The sequence below is a fragment of the Methanofastidiosum sp. genome (assembly GCA_035362715.1).
In the GTDB taxonomy this organism is placed as follows: Archaea; Methanobacteriota_B; Thermococci; order Methanofastidiosales; family Methanofastidiosaceae; genus Methanofastidiosum.
This window is the reverse complement of the sequence record DAOSDU010000010.1, coordinates 15276-39138: the sequence shown is the minus strand read 5'-3', so window position 1 is coordinate 39138 and position 23863 is coordinate 15276. Positions and strand designations below refer to the sequence as shown.

Here is a 23863-nt window from a genome sequence, read left to right as displayed (position 1 = left end):
TCGATTCTTTATTTTTTCTTTAGGCGCTTATCGTATGTATAGTATCCAGCTATTAAAAGAATAACTACCACCCCAATAATAAGGCCAATATAGAAATTACCACCAGACTTATGGACAGGAACATCAATGTTCTTTTGAAATAGATAGACACTTAGATCCTGCTTTTCTTTGTCACCGACTGCCCTAATTCTTAGATTTAGTTGGTATGTCTTTTCCTCTGCTATTGATTTTATATCTGTGGCCAATACAACTTCTGCTTTCTGCCCTGGTTCAAGAACACCAATATAATCATTTTTTGATGTGAAGTCAAATGGTTGCTCTGACCTTTCAATCGCTTCAAAAATTATTGATTCAGCCTTCTCTTCTCCCTTGTTTACTACTGTTAGGTAGATCTTTGCACTTCCCCCTGCCCTTACTGTTTCTGGAACAAGGCGATATTCAGTTATTTCAAGTTCCGGCTTTCCTTTTACATCCAAGTTCAATTCAAACTCTTCTTTTAGGAGATTATTTGAAGAGTCTCTGTATTCAACAATTATTGGTACCATGTAGGTCATTTTCTTTGCTTCTTTGTCAACATTTATCAAAAACTCTGCATCCTTTCCCTGCCCACCTAAAAGTGTCCCTAGATTGTATGAGCTCTCATAAGATTTTGATAATGAAAAAGGCTCTTCTAGATCAAGATAAGCTTTAACATATTTTGCACCTTCAGTGCCCTGATTTGCTAGATTTACTTTTATCTTCACATTTTCATTTCCAGGCCTTATAGTTTCTGGAGCAGAAGAGAAATTAACTACCATTAATTCTGTTCTTCCACTCACTCGAAGACCAAACTGGATTGTATATGGTCTTGGATAGGGAGTTGTTCCATCATAGAAGTAAAGTACAAGAGTCATTGGATAATTTCCGGCTGTTATTTTTTCGTTTGCTCTGAGCTTGAACGAAAGCAAATGTTCTGTACCCGCTTCAAAATCTCCTATATAAATGGAATCAGAAGTATTCTCAGGCATAAAAGGAACTATTGTGCCTGCAGGTGGAACAGTCAAACTCGCTTTCACGGTATAGGCTTTCATTGAGCCTTCATTAGAAAGCAAAATTTCTAGATCAAAGGCCTCTCCAGGTTCTACTCTTAAGGGATTTGTTTTTACCTCATTTATAACAAATTCATACTGGCTTCTGCCGATTTTGTATCCTACTGGCCCTTTGATTATTACATTGACCCCAACTTTTGAAACGTCAATTAGATTTATGGTTATATCATTTGCTTTGAGTGATTCCCCTTCAGATATATAAACACCCAAAGGACTAACAGGAGCTGTTCCTTCTAGGACCATAAACGAGGCTATAGTGTTCTTATAGTCTGTAAGTGCCACAGCATAGGGCCCAACAAAAATAAATTCGTTATCATAAAGGTAACCCGAATAAATTACAGCATCTGTACCTGCATTAGCGCTTGGCGCAAAAACACTAATTAAAAAAACTCCGATTAAAAATATACTAATTTTTTTCATTATAAACCTCCATTTTTTTCTTGATTAAATATTTTGTATCTTGAAATACTTTTTCTTGGACTATCAAAAAGGGTGGTAAAAACAAAAGTGTAATCCCCGCACAGCTGAATACTCCGACAAAGAGTAATATCCCTACAACATCTAAAGAGCTAAGAGTAGCACTAAGAATAGCAATAAAACCAAGTCCGGCCACAACTGAAGAGAGTATTACTGGTTCAACAATACCCTCAAATGTATTTGTCATTCTTTCAACTAGCCCAGAACTTTTCACATGCCTAAATCTATTTATTGTCTGAATAGCAAAATCGTCCCCAATTCCTGCTGTCATCGATATAATTCCAATAAGGCCCGAATCTATGGTTATACCCATAAAACCTGCTATACCCATCATCCAAGTGATGCCAAGTGCGACTAATATGATAGGTACGAGGCCATAGCGAATTGACCTCAAACTCAGCATTACACAGGCAAGGATTCCAACTAGCCCTATTAGTGAGAGTTTTGACATCTCTGGCATAACAAGGTCAGTTAATTCTCTAATCATTACCAATGTTCCGCCTAAACGAACCTGAAGGGGTGTCATAGTTAATACACTTTTAACATCATCATAAACTTGCAACTGATCAGCACCCTTAGAAACGTCCAATCTTAGAATAAGATACCCTAGACTATCCGAGACTTCAAGCCTTTTCTTCAAATCTTCTTTTGGGAGATATATATCTTCAAGGTCTAAATTGAAAGAAGAACCTTCTATACCATAAACATTAATCAACTGATTATTTAATAGATATGTCTCTTTTAGTACATTTGAAGAGAGTACATTTTCTGAGTTTATTAGAACTAACATTGAGTCATATCTTTGAAATTTATCTTTTAATGTGTTGAACGCCAACATTACTTCGCTATTTACTGGCAATGTGCTCTCTTCTGTTTCTTCTACTACTTTGATATAACTCACACCAGATGCGATCAGTAGTGTTAGAACAATTCCTACTAGTAAGAATGATTTTGGTTTTTTTGCCTGTAAATCAGAAAATCTAGTAATTTTATTACCTAATTTTTTATTTTTTATTTCAATTCCACCAACATTCCATTCCTTTAAAGCCATTAGGCATGGTAAAAAGAAAAAAGCCCCGATTAAACAGTTAAGTATGCCTAATGAAAGGATTTGACCTAGATGAATCATTGAAGGCATAGAAGAAAAGGTCAAAGCGACAAATCCTGCAATAGTAGTTGTACTTGATTCAAAAGTACCTTTTCCAACATCAGCAATCATTGCAACTACCCTTTTCTCATTCGATACTCTCTTTTTTGCTTCATCTCTGTACCTAGACATCATAAAGATTCCATATTCAGTTCCAAGACCGATAATAATAGCTCCAAAAGATCCTGTGACCACACCTATTGGGACTCCCAACATTGATAGCTGTCCTGTAGTCCAAATAATACCTATAATTGTGGGGGCAATAACAAAAAATGATTTTAAATTAAAAACAGCAGTTAGAAGTATAAATATAGTAAGCAATGCAAGAAGGGTAGTTTTTATTATATCTTGTTGCAAAATCTCTACCATAGATTTTAATAGAATTGGGGTCCCAGTAATCTTATAATTTAGGCCATAAAGATTTTCTTTTTCTACTTCTTCCTCAACTATTTTAACTATCGACTTAATGCTTGCTTGATCATAGACAAAGCTTGTGGTCCTGACAAAAACAATCGCTGTAGAATGATCACTTGAGATTAATTGGGGGATAGTTTCTGCAACATCTTTCAAAGAGGTTTCATTATCGGGTATTTCTCCAAATATAGAGTAATATACCTTTCCAGGACCTATAGTATCCAATATTTCTGGACGAGATTTTAATCTCTGCTCCAACCTATATATACTTTCCAATGATTGTTTGTTTCTTATATCTGAAACTTCATCAAGATTAGTTTCTAAAAGAATAATTATGGCTTCTTCTGCACCAAACTCATTTGTGATTAGCTGTTGAGTCTTTACAACATCAAAATTTTGTGGAATTTCGTTCATTAAATTAGATTCAATATTAAGATTAAGTGACTGGGCAGCGAAAAATACAGTTAGAACTAACATTACAATTACGATGAGTTTAGAATATCTGTATTGAGTTACTGCCCATTTTTCAAAAGTAATTTTTTTTAATTGTTTCATATAATTGACCTAATTTTCATTTATCTTAATATCCAATTTATGGGAAACATCTTAATTTGTTAAAGGAAATATGGCACCGCATTTTGGGCAACGTACCTTCTCAACTGAACTCTCAGCTTCTAAATTCGCTAATCTGCATTTAGGGCAGTTAATATTTCAACGATTTTATTGTCATTGAATATGAAAATAGATACTCCTTTAAGTTCAATCTTATCCCCGGCTTTTAGTCCATTTGGCAAATCAGATGCCAATATGCCATGATAATTAATGTCAACTTTTACCTGATTACCAGTAAATTCCATGTTGATGATCTTTTGTTCTCTTTCCTTAAACAGATGCTTGCTCTTTATCGCCTGATCTTTAAAGTTTTCAATGCCATTGATTTCCATGTCAATATTATTATTTGTAATATTTTGAAATTTTATGTCTCTGTCTACATCTAAGATCATCCTATCAATATCAAATTTATTGTAAGCATCGATATAGTTCTCCATAATTTTACAATATGTTTCATTCATGGCATCACATTGTTTATATTTAAACCCGAGTAGCTCAACCATTTTATCACCTTCCTATACTATAAGTTAGTACTACTTACTTATTAAGTTAGTACCACTTACTTATAAAGATTTCGGTACTAGATTTATATACCAATTTTCATACTTTGAAGTGAATTGAATGGGTACTACTATGAAGAATTGGAACCGTGATAAAGAGCAAAAAAAGAAAGCTTTGCTTGATGCTACTAAGGATTTATTAGAGAAGAATGTCTACTACGACATCACTACAAAAGAAATCGCAAAAAAGGCAGGGGTAAGCATAGCTCTACTCTACAAATACTACCCCGATGGCAAGATTTCATTAATCAAGGGTCTTGCAGATGAAGAAGCCAAAATAATGCTGCAAGAGTACCCCATAGAAACAGGGCAGATGAAGCTCCCTGAGGATATTGAGGATATACGAGAATTTATCTATAAAAACACTCTTTTTTCAATAGATATCCACAGAAGAAATAGAAATCTTAATCTTGCTCTAGAAATGATATATCTAGCAAATCCAGAGGGCGGACCATACGCCCTAGATAAATATGAAATGTATAACGATGAAGTTGCAAACTTATTTGTAAAGCTCGTCGCCAATCATATATCTGGAATTAACATTGATACATCCTTTTCAAAATTTATAGTCCAACTTGTTGACGCAACTATCCATAGACATGTCAGTCTTTTTGCTGTTACAGATACTGATGAATCTTTGGCCAATATGCTGACGGATATGATAATCGATCTAATCTCTGTATATAAAAGTGATAGCCCTAATATTGTACTTTAAGTAAGGGTATATGAGATAAGAATAATAATAAAAATAAAGATATAATAATTATTTATTAAGTACTTCTTCGGCCTCAGAAATAACAGAAAGGACCATGGCCCTAATGTAGGGATTAATTATTTAGTTGTTGGAATCAATAAAAGTGTCCTTTATCCATTTTCCTATTTCATCCCTAAGTTTTCTGTATGAAGCCATTATATCTTCTTCATTTCCTTTGAAAATAGAAGGATCCTCAAAATTCATATGAATGTATTCCTTTCCTCCTGGAAAAAATGGGCATCCTACTGAGGAGTCACAAAGCATTACCACATATTCAAATTCTTTATCCAGAAAATCTTCAATTCCTTTTGATTTGTATTTGGAAATATCAATTCCAATTTCCTTCATTATTTCAATTGAAATTGGATTAATCTCGGTAGGTTGCATACCTGCACTGTATGCTTCATAGTTATCTGAATAAAGATTATTTACAAATCCTTCGGCAATCTGAGACCTATTTGCATTGTGGGTGCATATGAATAATATTCTTTTTTTCATATAGCTACTTAGTCCCAAAAATATTTAAAGATTTTTATCAAAGATAGAAAAAAGCTTAAACACAACAGAATTTAGATAAGAGATGGCTAGATTCAGAAGATACAAAAGAATTTTTAAAATTTCATGTAATTCATTTGAAAAATTAGATATGGGATTTAATGATTTGGAGATTCATAGAACTTAAAGAATTAGATCCTCTTATGGCAATTGCTTTAGAAGAAGTGGGTCTTGAATATGTGCAAAGAACAAATAATCCTATAATTAGATTCTGGCGATGGAACAAAAAAGCTGTATCTATAGGTCGTTTTCAGACTCTTCAAGATGAAGTTAACATTGATAAATGCAATACAGAAAAAATACTTATGCTACGTAGACTATCTGGTGGTGGGGCAGTATTTAATTCGCCAGGAGAAATTGTATACAGCGTCATTGCACCATATACTGTAATTCCAAAAGATATCGGAATATCATACACTCATATTTTTTCTTGGATTATAGAGGGGTTAAAAGATATTGGAATCAACTCATATATTGAATCTCAAAGCAATATTAACGTAAATGGAAAAAAAATATCGGGTAACTGTAAATTAAATAAGATTGATGTTTCGATGCAACATGGAACAATTCTATACGAGGTCGATGAAAGCGATATTTTCTCATATTTAACAGTTCATACAACAGGCGCTAGTGGGGGCACAAAATCTATTTACAGACCAATAACCTGCATAAAAAATCACAAAGATATCTCATATTTTGATGCATATACTAAAATAAAAAATGCCTTTCTAAATGATAAGAAATTTGAAGTTAGTAATTGGACCCCAGATGAAATGAAGATGGCAGAAGAATTAATTGAAAAAAAATATAAAAAGAATGAATGGACCTTTACTCAAGGATAATCATCCAAGGATTCTCAAGATACTGAGTCAAAGTATTAATAAATCTTGCAACTTCTGCTCCGTCAAGAATTCTATGGTCAAAAGAAACAGTTAAACCCATTACCCTTCTTGCAACTATTTGTCCATCAATAACTCTCGGCAATTCTTTAATTTTTCCTATTCCTAAAATAGCAGCTTCTGGTGGATTTATAATAGGCATGCCATACATACCTCCTATTGACCCATAGTTTGTTATAGAGAAAGTGCTTCCTTTGAGATCAGCAAGATCTATTGTACCTTCTCTTGCTTTTTCAGAAAGCTCAACAATTTCTTTTTGTATTTGCATCAAGTTCTTATCTTCACATTTTTTGATGACTAATACCTTAAGTCCGTCATTTGTATCAACAGCAACTCCTATACTGTAGTATTTCTTTAGGATTATGTCTTTATTCTCTAAATCAAGTTCGGAGTTTATCAAAGGATGTTTTTTAAGAGCATGCGTCAACGCCCTTATTATGAATGGCAGAAATGTTAGTTTTATCCCCCTTTCTTGCATTTTTTCATTCATGCCTTTCCTTAGATTCCATAACTCTGTTACGTCTGCTTCATCCATTGCTACTGCATGTGGCGCTGTGTACAGAGATTCAGATAGCCTATTAGCAATTACTTCTCTTACACCTCCAAAAGGAATATGCTCAATATGTCCGTAAAAATCATAATTAAGTTTAACTTTAATCTTTGATTCAGATTTAACTGAATTAAGTATGTCTTGCTCGGTAATTCTCCCGTTTTCTCCTGTTGGGACAACAAGAGACAAATCAACTCCCTTTTCTGTTGCTAGTTTTCTAATCCAAGGTGGAGCTTGTATTTTAATTCCAGTTTGAGTAGGGATAGCTTCTTCTGATTTAGTTGCTTTCTTTTCTTCTTTGAAACTTGATGGCTTTTTATCTGATTCAGGAACTTTTTCTCCTTCTTCACCAATAACAATCATCGATTCTCCAACTTTAACTATATTTCCTTCAGATATGTTTACCTTTAGTATCTTACCTGCTACAGGAGAAGGGATTTCAACTACTGCTTTATCAGTTTCAATGTTTCCCAGTATTTGATCTTCTTTTACATAATCTCCTTCTTTTACAAGCCATTTTTTTACAGTTCCGTCTTTAATGCCTTCTCCGACATCTGGGAATTTGAATTCTGTTACCATTTTAAGACCTGCCTGGAAGCTTTTATAATTCTATCAAGGTCTGGCATTGCCCACTCTTCCATTTTATAATACGGGAAAGGCACGTCAAAACCTGTAACTCTAAAAGCAGGCGCTTTTAGATTTAACATTTCATTATCGTTTATTCTTGAAATAATTTCTGATGCAAATCCTAATGTTCGAGGAGCTTCTTGCACAACTACGATTCTTCCAGTTTTCTCAACAGATTTATGAACTGTATGGTAGTCATATGGTGAGATAGATCTTATATCAATAACTTCTGCCTTTATTCCTTTTTCAAGCATTAACTCTCTTGCCTTAAGGATCTTTGGAATCATAGAACCCCATCCGACTAATGTTAAATCATCTCCTTCTACTAACACTTTGGCTTTGCCTATCTCTTCTATATATGCTTCCTCCGGAACTTCTTCTTTGAAGCCCCTATAGATTCTTTTTGGCTCTAAAAATACAACTGGATCTGGATCTCTTATTGAAGAAATCAAAAGCCCTTTTGCATCGTAGGGATTTGAAGGGATTACTACTTTTAGACCTGGAATATGCGCAAGAATACTTTCAAAACTCTCAGCATGGTGCTCTAAGGCTCGAACCCCCCCACCATATGGAGCTCTTACAACTAAAGGAACTGTGTATCTTCCCCATGTTCTATTTCTAATTCTTGATGCATGAGACGAAAGTTGATCTAGACAAGACCACAAAAACCCCATAAATTGAATTTCTGCAATCGGTTTAAATCCATAAAGCGCAAGACCTATCGCAAATCCTATTATTCCTGATTCAGCTAAAGGGCTATCTATTACTCTATCTTCCCCAAATTCTTGGATTAATTCATCAGTTACTCTGAAGACTCCTCCGTCCTTACCTACGTCTTCTCCGATAATCAATACTTTGTCATCGCTTTTCATTTCATTGTGCAAAGCATTGTTAATTGCTTCGACCATGTTCATTTGACTTATGGGAATCCCCCCTCAATTTTCTCAGAATTTTCTTCAATCTCCTTGGTAGCTAGCATTTTTTTTAGATAATCAAGTTGTTCGGTCAAAGAGGGATTCATCTCTGAATACATATAACTAAACAGGTCTTCAGGCTTTAATTCTTCGATATTTTCGGCTTTTTCAATAGCTTTTTTTATCATATCTTCAGCTTTAGTTTCTAGTTCTTTTTGCCATTCCTTTGACCATATACCTAAAGATTCAAGATATATCCTAAATCTAGTTATCGGATCTCTTTGTTCCCATTCTTTAAGTTCTTCATCTGTTCTATATCTTGTTGGATCGTCTGCTGTTGTATGCATTCTTAGTCTGTAAGTATATGCTTCTATAAGTGTAGGCCCGTTCCCACTTTTTGCCCTTTCGAGAGCTTCTTTTGTAGCAAGGTACATGGCTAAAACATCGTTTCCATCTACAAGTATTCCCGGGAATCCATATGCAATAGCTTTTTGTGCAATAGTTTTTGATGCAGTCTGTTTCTTTCTTGGAACACTTATTGCCCATTGATTATTCTGGCAGATGAATACATTTGGGGTATTGAATATCCCTGCAAAATTCAATCCTTCACTGAAATCTCCTTTTGATGTAGCTCCATCGCCAAAAAAACATACTACTGCATTTTTTTTATTAGACAATTTCATCCCATACGCAGCACCTACGGCTTGAGGAATCTGTGTACTCACTGGTACATACATAGGTAAATTTCTAACATTCTCAGGGATTATATTACCCCTCACATCTCCCATGAAGTAAAGAAACATCTTCTCTAGGGGTATTCCTCTTAATAAATAAGTTCCAAGTTCTCGAAAAGCTGGAAATATCCAATCTTCTTTGTCTGTTGCTAAGCCACTGCCAACTTGTGTTGCTTCCTGTCCTGTTGTTGGGGGAAATGTGCCAATTCTACCCTGTCGTTGAAGTTTCAAAGCTTTGTCGTCTGCCATTCTCGCGTATACCATCCACCAGTACATCTCTTTCAAAAGTTTTTCATCTAAATTTGGATCTAATCCTACAAGCTTCCCATTACTATCTATTATTTGAAACATTTTTTCTTTTAAGTGATTATTATCTTCAATTATAATTCAAGCACCTCTCAATCTTTTATATTATTATTATTTTTCACCCTTAGCCCATTTTTTAATTGCATCGTAATCATTTAAGCCACAGAGAAAACTTTCATTTTTTTTATTAAATAAAAAAGGCACTCCCATGCACCTTGATTTTGCATATTTCATCATTATAGATTGATTTATTGCATTGTGCCATACCTCAAATCGTGTTACTTCAATTCCTTCCTCTTCTTGCAATCTTTGTAAATGTTTTTCTATTTCCTTACAGGTCGGGCACTCCGCACCATAAAATTCCATTAAATCTGATTCCAAAGTAATTTACACACCCCCGGCAAACAACATAATAGAGGACATTTGATATTAAATAGTTTTTGTATAATTAAGAATAGAATGATGCATATGATATGTCGAAATAAGTTATATTTAAATAATAAATTATCTAAATTATTTTAGCTGAAAAAATGTCAAACAATGATTATTACCATAAGACACCTGAAGAAATATTTTCTGAATTATCCACTTCTCAAGAAAAAGGTTTAAGTCCAAAAGAAGTTAAGAAACGATTAACCCAATATGGGAACAACGAACTGGAAGCAAAGATTAAAATTCCTTTGTGGTTATTACTTTTATCTCAGTTCAGAGAATTATTCGTATTAATCTTAATCGTTGGGGGGCTACTCTCAATTTTGATTGGTAGTTATAAAAATGGAATAATCATCTTTATTATAGTTATTGTAAACGCAATAATAGGATTTATCCAGGAATATAAGGCAAATAAAATAATAGAAAAATTGAAGAGCTTTGTTAAATCCCGTGCAAAAGTTATCCGTGATGGAGTTTTGGTGGAAGTTTCTCAAGTGGAACTTGTACCGGGAGATATTATCAAATTAGAAGAAGGAGATAAAGTTCCGGCAGACATAAGGATTATCCAATGCTCTGATTTCAACACAAATGAATTCGCGCTGACGGGTGAATCTCTTCCTCAAACAAAGAATGATGAGCTCATCATAGATGAAGTAGGAATTGCCGATAGAAAAAATATGGCCTATTCAGGTACTACTGTAGCGTCAGGGAACGCAATAGGCGTTATCGTTGCAACAGGAATGAAAACTGAAACAGGAAAAATTGCAAGTTTAACTGAAGAAACTAGCGTTGTTCAAACTCCTTTACAGAAAGAACTTCGGATACTGGCACGAGAATTGACTATTATTGCTATCGTCATTTCTATTGGTCTTTTCATTTTGGGATTATTGCAGGAATTCTCCATTTATATAAGCTTGGTATATGCACTAGGCGTTGCAATGTCAGTTGTACCACAGGCCTTGCCTGCCCAAGTAACAGTAGCGCTGTCAAATGGCAGCAACTATCTTGCAAATAGAAAAGTAGTGGTAAAATCTTTGCCCGCAGTAGAAACACTTGGTTCAACGACGGTCATCTGTACCGATAAAACAGGCACGCTTACAAAAAATGAAATGACGGTAAGGTCGATCTGGTTCAATGGTAAGGAATATAAGATGTCTGGCCTTGGTTACCAACCAGAAGGAGGAATTTTAGATGATGAAGGCAACTCCCCTGCTAAAGAAGATATAGAAGGGATAAAAAAAATCCTTAGAGCAGGATCTGCAGCTTCTAATGCAGAGATACATCCACCTGACAAAGAACACAATGAATGGTATCCTATTGGTGATCCAACTGAAGCTGCACTTATTACTGCAGCAACTAAAACAGGTATTGATTGCAAGGATTATGATAAAGCATTTCCTGAAATACAAGAATTTTCTTTTACTTCAGAAAGAAAGAGGATGGGATCTATAAGAAAAGAAGAATCAGGTCATGTATTGTATGTTAAAGGATCAGTTGGAAGTATTCTCTCTATAAGTAAATACATCCACCTCGATGGTAATGACATACCATTGACAGAAGAACACATTTCCAACATAAAAAAGGTAAATGAACTTTACGCTGAGAATTCAATGAGAGTTCTAGCTGTAGGCTACAAGTCATTAGAGTATAAAGGAGAATGCCTAGCTGAAGAAGCCGAAAAAGACGTTACTTTTCTGGGACTTGTATCAATGATGGATCCACCAAAAGAAGGGGTCAAACAAGCAATATCTGATGCAAAAAAAGCCCATATAAAAATCTTTATTTTAACAGGAGACCATGCGCTTACTGCTGAGGCTATAGGAAAAGAGATAGGTCTTTCTGAAGACGATGAAACCCCGATTATAACTGGAAAAGAATTGAAAGAATTGAACGATAAAAAATTAATTGAGTTTATTAAAGGGAAGTGGTCAATTATTTTTTCAAGAGTAGATCCAGAAGATAAAGTTAGAGTTGTCAAAATATTAGAAAATTTAGGAGAAATTGTTGCTGTTACAGGAGACGGGGTTAATGATGCGCCCGCACTAAAGAGAGCGCATATAGGGGTTGCAATGGGTCTAAAAGGCACTGAAGTCACTAAAGAGGCGTCAGATGTTGTATTACTTGACGATAACTTTGCCACATTAGTTGATGCGATAAAAGGAGGCCGAACTATTTACAATAATCTAAGAAAAACATTTTTCGCAACTATGACTACAAACGGTGGCCAATTGGCATTAGTTTTACTAGGTCTTTTAGCAGCCGCTCTTTGGGATTATCCAATACCAATACTTGCTGTGCAAATACTTGCAATAGATCTTCTTGGGGAGATAATGCCTCTGGCCTTTCTTACTTTTGACCCTGCAGATCCAGATATTATGACTAAACCCCCCCGAGATCCTAATAAGCCTATATTCCATAAAAGGTCCGGCATGGAAGTTATATTCTTGGGAGTCTTGATAGGGGCCTTAGCTTTTATGAATTTCTTTTTATTTATGAACAGAGAAGGAGTTATACTAACAATGGAGAATCTTGGTAGTATTTTCTACTTTAAAGCAAGTACAATAAGTTACTGTATCATTGTTTATTGTCAGTTTGTTAACATATTAGAAAGAAGATATTGGTATACATCTATTTTTAATAGGAACTTCTTTTCCAATAAGTTATTGTTAGGTTCAATAGCTGCTTCAATGGGTTTAGTACTCACAGCGATATATGTTCCTGTGATTAGTAATTTATTATCTTTTGAAAGTATAACTATATTAGATTGGATTTATGTCTTCATTTCTGCTGGGATATACCTAATCGTATTTGAATTGTTAAAGTTTGTAAAAAGATTAGAATTTAAACGAAAAAAGTTAGGTAATAATTAGAAAAATAAAAATAAATTTTCTACGTTAAGAAAATGCTACAAGTGTTACTCCCATTGACCTTTCAACTTCTTTTAACTTGACAACATCTCTATCAGGGATTTTAGCATAGGCAGGAGGCTTTTCGTATGCCAATAGTATTACCCCAATTTCATTCTCCAATGTTTTTATCTTGTCGAGAGTTTTAGAATCAATTTTAGCATAATCGGGACAGAATTTCATATTTTCACCCAATAATATTATACTAGATACTATAAATCTTTTTTGATGGATGGCTTGGCCAGCCGTTTTAAGTATTATATTTTTCTCTCAAGCCAACCAATTCTTACATCTTCAATTGGGTCAAACTCGGGAATATAAGGTTTGATGTCTAAAACAGGCGTTCCTTCAATCATGTCTATACCTCTTATTGATAATATCCTGTCTTCTATTTTCAATAACTCAACAAGAGATAATCCAATAAAGTTTGGCCTGTGAGGGGATCTTGTGGCAAATACGCCCCTTAAGTGGTCATCAAGATAAGGTTTAACAATAAGGTGAGAATATTCTGATTTATGAAAATAAAAAAGCACCAATATATGAGAAAATCCATCAAGATCTTTTAAACCGTCTCTGTATTCTGGAAATATTTCGATAGTTCCATTATGATCCTTTCCATCTGTTGGATATTTTGGTACTCCAACAGGCTCTTTAAAAGGAGAATGAACCATTCCTATGGGTTTTAATATTATTTCTTCCATACATTGCTTTTTCAGAAGAGATATATATTTATTTTCTCCACAGGAATCATTTATGTAACTATTAAATTAAAAGAAGAATGTTTTTAAAAAAAGAATTACATTAACATTTATGAAAGCCATAATAAAACTAGATAAAGAAAATATAGAGCGCGTATATGAAATATATTCCTGGAAAACAGATGTTAGTAGTCTTCAGTTTGTTATTTCAGAAAAAGATGCAAAGGATGGGGTATCGGGAGTTATAACAATAATTATGGAAGGAAATGACATGGATCTTTTCAAAAGGCTCATGTATGGGCCCCGAAAAATGGGATTCTATGGAGAACTTGACAGACTATTAGAATCATCCGAGGATTAACTTTCCTGTATTCTCTTATTTATATAATAAAAATTATTATCTAGTTATTTGATCGATAAAAGGGTCTTTGGACCATTAATTTTATTTTCCCATAGTTAGAAATGAATTCAATATGGCATTATTTCCTTTGAAAAATTATGGCCCCAAAAATATTTAAAGATATTTATTTTTGACCTTCTAACGGTGCTCTTATGACATTAAACGTTGAGAAAACTCTAAAGAAGATAGAGGAGTTCTATGGAGAGGTTCCTTTTATTCTAAAAGAGATATCAAAAGACGAAAAAGATTTCATTACTTCAGTACAAAAACTTTTTTATCTTATGGGATCAAACAAGGTTTTCTCGTCAAAAGAAACTGAACTCTTTGCAATAGCCGGTGCTGTTGGGCATAATGGCAACCATTGCCTTGCATTTCATATTAAACAAGCTCTAAATTTTGGAGCAAGTGAAGAAGAGATATTTCAAGTCATTTTAATAGCTTCCTTAATGGGTGAATCTTCAGCACTTGCAATGGGGCTTAGAAAATTAAAGGAGATAGAAAATGAAAGATGAATTACTAAGAAAGATTAAGGAAAAATATGGAGAAATTCCGTTCATTACGCAAGAGATATCAAGAGACGAAGAATACTTTGTTCCAAGAACAAAAAGAGTCATTCATCTTATGGGCGGAAGCGCATTGGATACAAAGACTGCAGAACTAGTTGCTGTGGCTGCTGCTACTGCATTAAAGACTCCGTTTTGTCTTGATGTTCATATAAGAAATGCAATAAGTGCCGGTGCAACAGTTGATGAATTATTCAATGTTATCGAAATAAGTGCCCTGATCTCTGAATCCTCTGCTCTCGGTATGTCTTTAAGAGAATACAGGAAAGTCATTGATAAAATGGAAGATTAAATCCCTCTTTCTTTCTTAAATGATTTTAGGATATCTGTTAAATCAGGTTTTCCGACTTCTTCTATAGAATACTTCACCCTTACCAGTGGTTTATTTAGTTTCATGAGCTTACCTATGTCTATAGGAGTTCCAACGATTACAGTATCACAAGGAACATTGTTTATTGTTGTTTCAAGCTCTTCTACCTGCTCTCTGCTGTATCCCATTGCAGGCAATACTTTTCCAAGTTGTTTAAAATTGTCAAATATTTCTTTTATTGTACTTACTGCCCAAGGTCGTGGGTCTACTATTTCTTGAGAATTAAATTTATTTGCAGCGACTGTTCCAGCACCAAAACTCATATTTCCATGAGTGAGTGTAGGTCCATCTTCAACAACAAGAACTTTTTTACCATCTATTAGTTTTGGATCTTCAACAAAAACTGGAGAATTTGCTTCGATTATCGTTGCAGTGGGATTAATTTTTTGAATATTTCTCTTTATAGTTTCTACTTGATCACGTGTGGCAGAATCAACTTTGTTAATAATAATTACATCGGCCATCATTGCATTCGCCTCCCCAGGATGGTATGTAAGTTCTTGACCAGCCCTCAATGGATCAGCAATAACAATGTGCAAATCAGGTTTGAAGAATGGAAGATCATTGTTTCCTCCATCCCATAGAATAACATCTGCCTCTTTTTCAGCTTCCCTCAATATTCTTTCATAATCAACACCAGCAAATACAACTGTACCATTTTCAATATGGGGCTCATACTCTTCTCGCTCTTCAATCGTACAATCTGCTTTATCTAAATCATCATATGTTTCAAATCTTTGAACTGCACTTTTTAAGAGATTCCCATAAGGCATTGGGTGCCTGGCAACAACAACTTTCAATCCCATACTTTTCAATATGTCCCTAATCTTTCTTGTTGTTGGACTCTTGCCGCTTCCAGTCCTTACTGCACATATGCTTATGACTGGTTTTTTTGATATTAGCATTACAGACTTTGGACCAAGAATAGAAAAATCTGCACAACTTGAAAGAACAACAGATGCCTTGTCCATCACATAATTGTGGGAGATATCACTGTAAGAAAGAAATACTTTATCCACGTTATATCTTTTAATCAATTCTCTCAATCGACTCTCAGAATATATTGGTATTCCATTTGGATATAAAGAACCAGCAAGCTCTTTTGGATAAACACGATCCTCTATATCTGGTATTTGTGTTGCAGTAAAGCAAACAACTTCATATTTTGGATTATCTCTAAAATAAGTATTAAAGTCATGAAAATCTCTACCGGCTGCGCCCATAATAATTACTTTTTTCTTCATTTTATCTCCTCTTTTTTATACGCTAAACTATATAAAAAGATGTCTATTTAATTTGTTAATGGCATTGCCGGAAATAAAAAATATAAAATATTTTCTTATCCCCATAGTTCTTATAGTTATACTTGCAGTATGTGAAACTTATCCACTTTACGGCAGATTTCCTTATCCTCTTTCATGGGATATATGGTACCACATGCGGATAGTAGAAAACTTTTCTAATGGATATTTTACTTTTGATCCAGTATCTTTTGGCCCAGAAGGAAGAATCCACACTTACCCTCCTCTTTTCCATATTCTCTTATGGGGATTATATAAAATATTAAATTTTGGAGGGCTCTCCATTATGGATGTTGCAAGGATAATGCCAGCCATATTGTTCCCATTATCAGCGATTTCAACATTTCTACTAATAAACAAATTTTATGGAAAAGGGGTAGGGCTCCTATCATCATTTTTTGTACTCGTCATACCTGTATCCCTTGATAGAGGGATAATCGCCTCACCACAATCGCTTGCCTTGGCATTAATCCCTTTAAGTTTTCTTACATACCTCTTAGGGCTAAAAGAGAGGAAATACCTATACGCTTCAGGATTTTTATCGTCGGCCGTTTTTTATACGCATGGACTTTCATTCATAGTATTTTTTCTATCAATTATTTTATTCACATTTCTTTTGTATTTACTCAAGCGAGAAATTAAACTCCAGAATTTTTTCATATTTACTCTAATAACAATTATTTTATCATTTCCTTGGATTATCCAGCTTTTAACCCATGGCGTCGCATCAAACATCCCATACGGAGGTATATTCAAGCTATCGTTTTATCCTGTAAAACTTGGATACATAACAATGGCCTTAGCTTTACCTGGTGCAATATTCCTAATACTCCGAAAAAGGGAAGAAGACCTGATGTTATTTTCATGGGGCGCAGTGGCTTTTTTACTTTCAAGAAATTACATAACAAGCCTAGACCTTCTCCCATTCAGATTCATAGAATTTTTGGCTTATCCTATTGCTTTTTATGCTTCTTTTGCCATATTTGAATTTGTCAAAGATAAAAGAAAGGAAGCTGTTCTTGCAACGATTATTGGCATTATGATTATCTCTTCTTTCCCTGCCGCAGAATACGTTTCAAAAGTCAAGCCCATGTTAGGGGGCGAGGAATATTCGGCCTTTTCTTATCTAAATGAAAATTCAATTCAAGATAATTTCACAGTTGCTTCTTCTTGGTTTAATTCGCCGATTCTTGGAAAAGTTTCAGAGTTGAAAACAGTTGAGGGGGGATACTCTTCTGGGAGTTGGGATTATGTCAAAAGAAGCCAAGATATAAAAGCCTTTTATTCAGGAAATTATTCGGCCATAGATACATATAAAATAAAATATGCCTATCTTGGACCAAGAGAGGGTGTAGAGTTCAAAAATAGTGAAAACTATTTAAATGCTTCCTCAATTGATAAGTTATACAGCACAGGTAAAACCTCTCTGTACATATTCTGGGGTGTTAATTATAAATAAAGTTTTAACATACTCTACTCTGGCCATACTTATAATCTCAATATTCTCTGTAGGTTGTACTACTCAAAAAACAGATTTAGACGAATTTGAAGCCAAACTTACAATAGATGAGTTCGAGAAAGCAAAGGGTATTGTTGGAGAGGCCTATATAAACCTGAAGATTAACGAGGGAAAAATTAAGAGGATCGAGGATATTTATTATGTTGATCTTGCATTTAAAGGTTCGAGAAGATATTTTGATTTCAATATGTTAATTATTGATCCCTTGACAGAGAGGGACCTTGTATCTGACCTAAAAACACCTGAAAATCTTGATTATTGCAGAAATTATCTAAAATATAGAGGGTTCCCTGAAGATCAAAATATTGTAATATTAAACAATCTTATTTCCAAAGATAGTTTTTCAAAAACAACTCTAAATGAAATAATTCTAAGCGTTATAACTACGCAGGCCCAATCAAAAGAGAGACTAGAATTGTACAACAGTTACTTGAAAAAACTACCTCCTACAGTTTCAGACTTCATGCAAATCAAATTCCCACAGCCCTCTACTGATGCCATCAATCTAGCTGATTTGTTTTTAAAAATATTTGATAAAAATAAATTTTTAGTCGACAATGTTGCACAATCTGATTTTGAATATAACATGACTAACACCAATATAACACTCATTATGCAGAATCCATTTGAAAAATCCTTCTATATTGATGAGGGGAAAGATGGTGTGATAGACAAGTGGAGTCGATACATCTCAGGTAGTTTAAGTGAAGAATATTGGAATTTCGATAAACAAAATGGATTTGAAGCAAAAAAAATATACAATTATGATGCACAAGTATGGAGAAACTTCTCTAATTTTGAGAAGGAGTACAGAAATACTGGAGAGTATCCCATTACCACTGACTTTTACAAAGAGTGCGTTCTTTATGATTATAAAAAAGATGGAGAATATGATATAATTATAGGAATTATTATTGGCCCCTACGTTTACAAGCATTATGGAGCAGATAAATACTATCCGTTTGAAGCTGTAATCGACTTTTATGGAGATAAAACTAATATCTCAGATATAAACTTCCTTTATGACCAGTTTGGCATTAGGAATAAGGGATGGATATATATTGACCCTGATTTACCTTTAACTGAAGCAACTGAGTCTAAAATCGAAGAAAAGGGAAAGATACTAGATGATGTTGTAAGATTACTTATGGATCAAAAAATTTTAGTTCCTACAATTCCAGAAGATAGGCCCAACGCACCTGCAATAGATATAAATTAAGATAGATAATCTTCCAATTCCGGATATTTAACTCCAGTTAAAACAATAACAACCTTCAAGATGTCTGGTGAGTTATCGGTGAGCGAAACGCCCCATATTATCTCAGCATTTTTATGTATCCTTTCTTCTATGTGTCCAGTTACATTTGTGGACTCTTTTAGAGCCAGATCTTTGCTCCCTATGATATTAATAAGTGCACCTTTGACATCATCTAATTCTAAATCAAACTTTGATTTCAATGCCCGTTCGTAAGAATTTATAGTCTTTTTATCCCCTTTCCCTTCTCCAACTCCAATGTAGCAAGCTCCGCCCTTATTTATTACAGTCCTAAAATCGGCAAAATCGATATTGACTAGACTTGGTAGTGCAAGGGAAAGGTACAATCCCTCGATTTTTTCCCAAAAAGGAGAATAGCCTCGAGAAAATATTGTTCGTTGTTCGTCCTCTCGTATAATAAAAGAATTTGAATATAACTTCAATTCTGAAAACTTCGCTTTTGAATTCTCCTTACCATCGCTCAATATGTCATCTGCCATTATCACAGGTATGGGGATTGCTTTACTATCATTTGCCAATTTTAAAAGAATTGATGCCAATTTGATATTTGTATCTGCTAGATCAGTTAAAACAAATACAATATTTGCTATACTAAAAAATCCACGGAACTCTTCCTCTATTTTTGAGACTACTTTTGATATGCCTTGAATGCTTTCAGATGAATCTATTTTATTTTTTAATGTATCATTGACAAAGAATTTCTTCTCTGTTTTTAAGAATTTTAATTGCTCCTTGTCATATCCTATCGCTAATGTTCTAAGATCTAAATTTTGGGGTTTAGTCTCTATTATCTTAAAGCTCGCATCTCCGATTCCTATGACCATCATCTTAAGCTTCTGCGAATCGCTTTCCTTCTTAGACCGTTGCATTAAAGTTTTTTTGAGAAATTTTTTTATAAGGGTTATTGTTTGTAGGTATATGGAAGAACTATATTTTATTACTGGAAATAAAGGAAAATTCAAAGAAGCTAAAGATAAACTGAGATGCCTCAATATTGAGTTAATCCAAACAAAGATGGAATATCCGGAGATTCAAGCTTCGGATCTTAAAGAAATAGCCTTATTCGGGATTAATTTTTGCAGCGAAAGGCTTAAAAGTCCCTTCTTTTTAGAAGACTCGGGACTGTTCGTAGAAGAACTAAACAGCTTTCCTGGACCGTACTCAAGGTATGTCCAAGATACAATCGGGAACGATGGTATCTTGAAACTTCTATCAGGTGTAAAGAATAGAAGTGCTTATTTCAAATCAGTAGTGGGACTATACAAAGATGGCCCCCATTTATTTGAAGGTATTTCAAGAGGCACTATCACAAATGAAATAAGAGGTTACGAGGGATTTGGATATGACCCAATATTCGCCCCTGAAGAAAACTTGAAGACATTTGGAGAGATGACTACTACGGAGAAAAACGCTTTCTCTCATAGGGGCAAAGCTCTTGAGATAATGGCAAAATACCTTGAAACTGGAGTTGAGTAAATGGCAAGAATGCATTCGAGAAAAAGAGGAAAATCCGGTTCAAAAAAACCGGCAAGAACATCGATGCCACATTGGGTTGAAAAAAGGCCAGAAGAGGTTGTTGATTTAGTATTAACTATGTCAAAAGAAGGTCATGGACCTAGCATGGTAGGAATTATATTAAGAGACCAACATGGAATTCCTGATGTAAAACTTATCGCTGGGAAGAGTATTAACGAAATATTAAAGGAAAATAATCTCCAAAGTGAATACCCAGAAGACCTTTTCAATCTTATATCTAGAGCCGTCAACTTAAGGAAGCATCTTGAGCTTAATCCAAACGATCTTCACTCAACAAGAGGATTGAATCTTATTGAGTCAAAGATTAGACGACTTGGAAAATACTATACTGAGAAGGGTAGAATTCCAAAAGATTGGAGATACCATCCAGAAAAGGCTCAGCTTATTGTAAGATAAATTTATTTTTATTCTATTTTATTAAATTTTCATTTAAATTATAATATAAATATTAATAAGAGTTATTTTTTATTCAGAAATTTTTAAAAAGAACATTTCAAGTGTTGTTATATGGATAAATATACGAAATTTCGATTGTTCCTAATTTCAATAGTTATCATATTTGGGACAATTCCCATGGTCTATTCAGATAGTACGGAAGAGTATTACATGCTTTCGTTAATAAATAATGAACGCCAGGCACAAGGACTTGAACCCCTCACAATGAATTCGTCTCTTTCCACTGCAGCAAAACTTCATAGCCAGGACATGATTAACAGAAATTTCTTTAACCACATAAATCCTGATGGATTGACACCTTCAGACAGAGCTAGAAATGCTGGGTATAGATTCATTACATTAGCAGAAAATATATGTGGAAATCCATCTATTGACGCTGGGCATTCTTCACTTATGGGGAGCCCCTCTCACAGAGTCAATATTTTAAATCCATCCTACAAAGAAGTAGGGATAGGAATAGTTGATGGTGGGCCTTATGGAAAAATGATAACTCAACTCTTTGGTACGCAATCAGGAAATAGTGTGACAACTCCAGCTATAACATCACAAGAATCTCACGGGAAACCTGATATAATAATAGAAAGAATAGATTTTTCCGGACAAGCTGAATCCTTAAAACAGATATCAATGAAAATAACATTGATCAACTCGGGGAAGAAAAATGCAGGTAATTTCGTATTTGCTGTTTTTGAGGGGTCCCCTGAAAAAGGAAATGAATTAGGCAAAATAAATATTCCCTCTCTTTATGTTGGACAAAAAATAACGGCTAATTTTTACTGGACCCCCCCTACAGAAGGAAACTATACAATTTACTTTGTTGCTGATTATAACAACGATATTGATGAAGAAAATGAAAATAATAATATGGCAACTTATCCTTTATCAGCAAAATCAACAAATTCGCAGACTACTTCTGAAGAAAAGTCAACAAACAATCAAAACAATAAACCCGATCTGTACATATCTAAAAGCGATATTTCATATAATCAAATAATCTATGAAGGTGAACCTTCATTATTATCTTTTAGAATAAGAAATATTGGAAAATCAGCAGCTTTTGTAGTGCCTGTTAAAATATACCTTAATGGTGATCTTAAAACTTCTTCGACAATAAATCAGATCTTACCATCTTCCTATATGGATTTGGCATTATATTTAACATTTTCAAATACTGGCGAAAATGTCATAGATATCAAAATTGATCCGGATAATAGTATAAGCGAAATCTCAAAATATAACAACTACTTAAATTACACCATAAAAGTGGTGCCACGAGAAAATAATTCAATTACAACCCCAGGTAGTAATCAAAATAACAGACCAGCATACCAAAATATTGATTTACTAATATATCCTTACTACATCATAATTGAAGAACAAGAAAATGGATTTTTCTTAATTAAAACTAAAATAAAAAATAAAGGAAGTGTTGGTGTAGATGACTTTTCTGTAACCATATACCAGAGGGATGCTAATAGTTCAAACAACATATTTATAGAAAGATTTTATTTATCCTTAAAGCCAGATGAAATTGTCGAAAAGAATATTACATTTATGCCCGCTACAGAAAACGGAGATATTGTGGTAGTAATTGATGAAGAGAATAAAATCAAAGAAATGGATAAAAACAATAATATTGCTACAAAGAACTTTTCCAATGTTATTAATGAATCAGATATACTCGAAATGAGAAGTGATTTGGTACTAAATACAACTCCTCAAGATGTAAATATATCTAATTTGCTCAAAATCACGATGAAATTAAAAGATATTAATTCATCAAACGCATATCTATATTACAAATATGACTATGACATAAATAGTTCCTTTTTCATTCTAAAGATGGATAATGAAGGAAATTATAGCTATTCGGCAGAAGTAGAGCCATTAGGAAAAACTAATCTATTTTATTATTTTGAAATTGACACCAGTAATAACATAATAAAATCACCTTACGGTTCACCAAATGAGCTGTATTCGACTATTATTAATTATCGGCAAAATATTCAAGAAAAAAGCAATCCAACTTTATTAGATAATGTAAAAAAGATTTTTAGATTAAGATAGAATTATTAAGGCGTATATATGCCAGAAATATTTTTAAGTGGTTTAAGAATAGAAAAAGAATAATAAAGAAAATATTTAGAAACTATTATTTTGGTCTTGAAATACCGCAAGATTCTAGCTTGCAAGCATCGAATGTTTTGTTTGCAGCCGCAACCCCATATTTCGTGGAAATTTCTGCCAAAGCTGAGTCTATAGTTTTGCGCGTTGCAGGATTGCTCTTAGCATCGCCCATTTCTTCTCTTATAATTTCCAGGAGATCTAAATAAGTTTTTTCTGTTCCCATTATCTTCAACTCCAGTAATTATGCCACATAATACATAATCACATATTATGATATGTTGTTTAATATATAAACTTTTCGTTGATTGTATAAAAAATATTAATCAATATCGGCAAATGGAGGAATACTGAAAATAGTTTCCTATCCCTAATATTTGATGAAAATTATCAAAGAAAGTAAAAATTAATAACAAATTAAAGTTTCTTATCCCTAAAATTTAAAAAAATCCTAAGAATCACAAAACTGTAGTTTCGGATAATATCCTAATTATTTTAGTTCAACAAATGTCATTTTTAGCCTAGAAGAGATTATTATCGCATTTTGTTTATAAAAAAGTGCGGGGGATGGGATTCGAACCCACGAATACCTACGTAACAGGACCCTCAATCCTGCGCCTTTGGCCATGCTCGGCAACCCCCGCG

Annotated in this window: 24 protein-coding genes and 1 tRNA gene; 11 read left to right on the top strand and 14 right to left on the bottom strand. The window is 33.9% G+C overall.

What is annotated here, in order from left to right:
• Positions 1-8 precede the first annotated feature (8 nt).
• From PLI06_07290 to PLI06_07280, 3 genes are all read right to left on the bottom strand, one after another.
• Positions 9-1508: a hypothetical protein gene (locus tag PLI06_07290; protein ID HOI77396.1), complete on the bottom strand. Its 1500-nt coding sequence runs from the start codon at positions 1506-1508 to the stop codon at positions 9-11.
• Complete coding sequence (locus PLI06_07285) at positions 1495-3681, bottom strand: MMPL family transporter (GenBank protein HOI77395.1); 2187 nt, start codon at positions 3679-3681, stop codon at positions 1495-1497. Before PLI06_07285 ends, PLI06_07290 begins: the two co-directional genes overlap by 14 nt.
• 128 nt (positions 3682-3809) lie before the next feature.
• Positions 3810-4241: a nuclear transport factor 2 family protein gene (locus PLI06_07280; protein ID HOI77394.1), complete on the bottom strand. Its 432-nt coding sequence runs from the start codon at positions 4239-4241 to the stop codon at positions 3810-3812.
• Positions 4242-4371: 130 nt separating this feature from the next.
• On the opposite strand from PLI06_07280, the gene PLI06_07275 reads away from it, so the two are divergent.
• Entirely contained in the window at positions 4372-5013 is a 642-nt protein-coding gene (locus tag PLI06_07275; protein HOI77393.1) for a TetR/AcrR family transcriptional regulator, read from the top strand.
• 120 nt (positions 5014-5133) lie between these two features.
• On the opposite strand, the gene PLI06_07270 is transcribed toward PLI06_07275, so the two are convergent.
• Positions 5134-5550, bottom strand: coding sequence for an arsenate reductase ArsC (locus PLI06_07270; GenBank protein ID HOI77392.1), 417 nt, complete (start codon positions 5548-5550; stop codon positions 5134-5136).
• Positions 5551-5708: 158 nt separating this feature from the next.
• On the opposite strand from PLI06_07270, the gene PLI06_07265 reads away from it, so the two are divergent.
• Positions 5709-6449 (top strand): biotin/lipoate A/B protein ligase family protein, encoded by a 741-nt coding sequence (locus tag PLI06_07265; protein ID HOI77391.1) that lies wholly within the window; start codon positions 5709-5711, stop codon positions 6447-6449.
• Here PLI06_07265 and PLI06_07260 read toward each other — a convergent pair.
• The 4 genes from PLI06_07260 to PLI06_07245 form a co-directional block, all read right to left on the bottom strand.
• Entirely contained in the window at positions 6436-7635 is a 1200-nt protein-coding gene (locus PLI06_07260) for a dihydrolipoamide acetyltransferase family protein (GenBank protein ID HOI77390.1), read from the bottom strand. The genes PLI06_07265 and PLI06_07260 overlap by 14 nt on opposite strands.
• Positions 7629-8597, bottom strand: a complete 969-nt coding sequence (locus tag PLI06_07255) for an alpha-ketoacid dehydrogenase subunit beta (GenBank protein ID HOI77389.1) — start codon at positions 8595-8597, stop codon at positions 7629-7631. Before PLI06_07255 ends, PLI06_07260 begins: the two co-directional genes overlap by 7 nt.
• A gap of 5 nt (positions 8598-8602) precedes the next feature.
• Positions 8603-9682 carry a pyruvate dehydrogenase (acetyl-transferring) E1 component subunit alpha gene (gene pdhA, locus PLI06_07250; protein ID HOI77388.1) on the bottom strand — a complete coding sequence of 360 codons (1080 nt, stop codon included), beginning with the start codon at positions 9680-9682 and terminating at the stop codon, positions 8603-8605.
• Between the two features lie 66 nt (positions 9683-9748).
• Entirely contained in the window at positions 9749-10018 is a 270-nt protein-coding gene (locus PLI06_07245) for a hypothetical protein (GenBank protein HOI77387.1), read from the bottom strand.
• Positions 10019-10167: 149 nt separating this feature from the next.
• Here PLI06_07245 and PLI06_07240 point away from each other — a divergent pair, with 149 nt between their 5' ends.
• Complete coding sequence (locus PLI06_07240; protein HOI77386.1) at positions 10168-12939, top strand: cation-transporting P-type ATPase; 2772 nt, start codon at positions 10168-10170, stop codon at positions 12937-12939.
• Between the two features lie 24 nt (positions 12940-12963).
• On the opposite strand, the gene PLI06_07235 is transcribed toward PLI06_07240, so the two are convergent.
• Together PLI06_07235 and tsaA are read right to left on the bottom strand one after the other, a co-directional pair.
• Positions 12964-13158 carry a hypothetical protein gene (locus PLI06_07235; protein ID HOI77385.1) on the bottom strand — a complete coding sequence of 65 codons (195 nt, stop codon included), beginning with the start codon at positions 13156-13158 and terminating at the stop codon, positions 12964-12966.
• A 74-nt stretch (positions 13159-13232) separates the two neighbouring features.
• The gene (gene tsaA / locus PLI06_07230; protein ID HOI77384.1) at positions 13233-13676 is read right to left on the bottom strand and encodes a tRNA (N6-threonylcarbamoyladenosine(37)-N6)-methyltransferase TrmO; all 444 of its coding nucleotides are present in this window, start codon (positions 13674-13676) and stop codon (positions 13233-13235) included.
• A 109-nt stretch (positions 13677-13785) separates the two neighbouring features.
• On the opposite strand from tsaA, the gene PLI06_07225 reads away from it, so the two are divergent.
• The 3 genes from PLI06_07225 (at position 13786) to PLI06_07215 (ending at position 14928) form a co-directional block, all read left to right on the top strand.
• Positions 13786-14034, top strand: coding sequence for a hypothetical protein (locus PLI06_07225; protein HOI77383.1), 249 nt, complete (start codon positions 13786-13788; stop codon positions 14032-14034).
• Positions 14035-14225: 191 nt separating this feature from the next.
• Positions 14226-14585, top strand: a complete 360-nt coding sequence (locus PLI06_07220; protein ID HOI77382.1) for a carboxymuconolactone decarboxylase family protein — start codon at positions 14226-14228, stop codon at positions 14583-14585.
• Positions 14575-14928, top strand: coding sequence for a carboxymuconolactone decarboxylase family protein (locus PLI06_07215; protein ID HOI77381.1), 354 nt, complete (start codon positions 14575-14577; stop codon positions 14926-14928). The genes PLI06_07220 and PLI06_07215 overlap by 11 nt, the downstream gene beginning before the upstream one ends.
• Here PLI06_07215 and PLI06_07210 read toward each other — a convergent pair.
• Positions 14925-16250: a cyclic 2,3-diphosphoglycerate synthase gene (locus PLI06_07210; GenBank protein HOI77380.1), complete on the bottom strand. Its 1326-nt coding sequence runs from the start codon at positions 16248-16250 to the stop codon at positions 14925-14927. The genes PLI06_07215 and PLI06_07210 overlap by 4 nt on opposite strands.
• Positions 16251-16308: 58 nt before the next feature.
• Here PLI06_07210 and PLI06_07205 point away from each other — a divergent pair, with 58 nt between their 5' ends.
• Together PLI06_07205 and PLI06_07200 are read left to right on the top strand one after the other, a co-directional pair.
• The gene (locus tag PLI06_07205; GenBank protein HOI77379.1) at positions 16309-17766 is read left to right on the top strand and encodes an STT3 domain-containing protein; all 1458 of its coding nucleotides are present in this window, start codon (positions 16309-16311) and stop codon (positions 17764-17766) included.
• Positions 17690-19045 carry a hypothetical protein gene (locus tag PLI06_07200; GenBank protein HOI77378.1) on the top strand — a complete coding sequence of 452 codons (1356 nt, stop codon included), beginning with the start codon at positions 17690-17692 and terminating at the stop codon, positions 19043-19045. The genes PLI06_07205 and PLI06_07200 overlap by 77 nt, the downstream gene beginning before the upstream one ends.
• Here the strand turns inward: PLI06_07200 and PLI06_07195 are convergent.
• Complete coding sequence (locus tag PLI06_07195) at positions 19042-19971, bottom strand: hypothetical protein (GenBank protein HOI77377.1); 930 nt, start codon at positions 19969-19971, stop codon at positions 19042-19044. The genes PLI06_07200 and PLI06_07195 overlap by 4 nt on opposite strands.
• Before the next feature lie 49 nt (positions 19972-20020).
• Here PLI06_07195 and PLI06_07190 point away from each other — a divergent pair, with 49 nt between their 5' ends.
• The 3 genes from PLI06_07190 (at position 20021) to PLI06_07180 (ending at position 23161) form a co-directional block, all read left to right on the top strand.
• Positions 20021-20578 carry an XTP/dITP diphosphatase gene (locus tag PLI06_07190; protein HOI77376.1) on the top strand — a complete coding sequence of 186 codons (558 nt, stop codon included), beginning with the start codon at positions 20021-20023 and terminating at the stop codon, positions 20576-20578.
• A complete protein-coding gene (locus PLI06_07185) occupies positions 20579-21034 on the top strand; it encodes a 30S ribosomal protein S15 (protein ID HOI77375.1) in 456 nt (151 codons plus the stop codon). It begins immediately after the preceding gene.
• A gap of 111 nt (positions 21035-21145) precedes the next feature.
• Entirely contained in the window at positions 21146-23161 is a 2016-nt protein-coding gene (locus PLI06_07180; protein HOI77374.1) for a CARDB domain-containing protein, read from the top strand.
• 85 nt (positions 23162-23246) lie between these two features.
• On the opposite strand, the gene PLI06_07175 is transcribed toward PLI06_07180, so the two are convergent.
• The gene (locus PLI06_07175; GenBank protein HOI77373.1) at positions 23247-23393 is read right to left on the bottom strand and encodes a hypothetical protein; all 147 of its coding nucleotides are present in this window, start codon (positions 23391-23393) and stop codon (positions 23247-23249) included.
• Between the two features lie 384 nt (positions 23394-23777).
• A tRNA-Leu gene (locus PLI06_07170) sits at positions 23778-23862 on the bottom strand.
• Between the last annotated feature and the right edge of the window lies 1 nt (position 23863).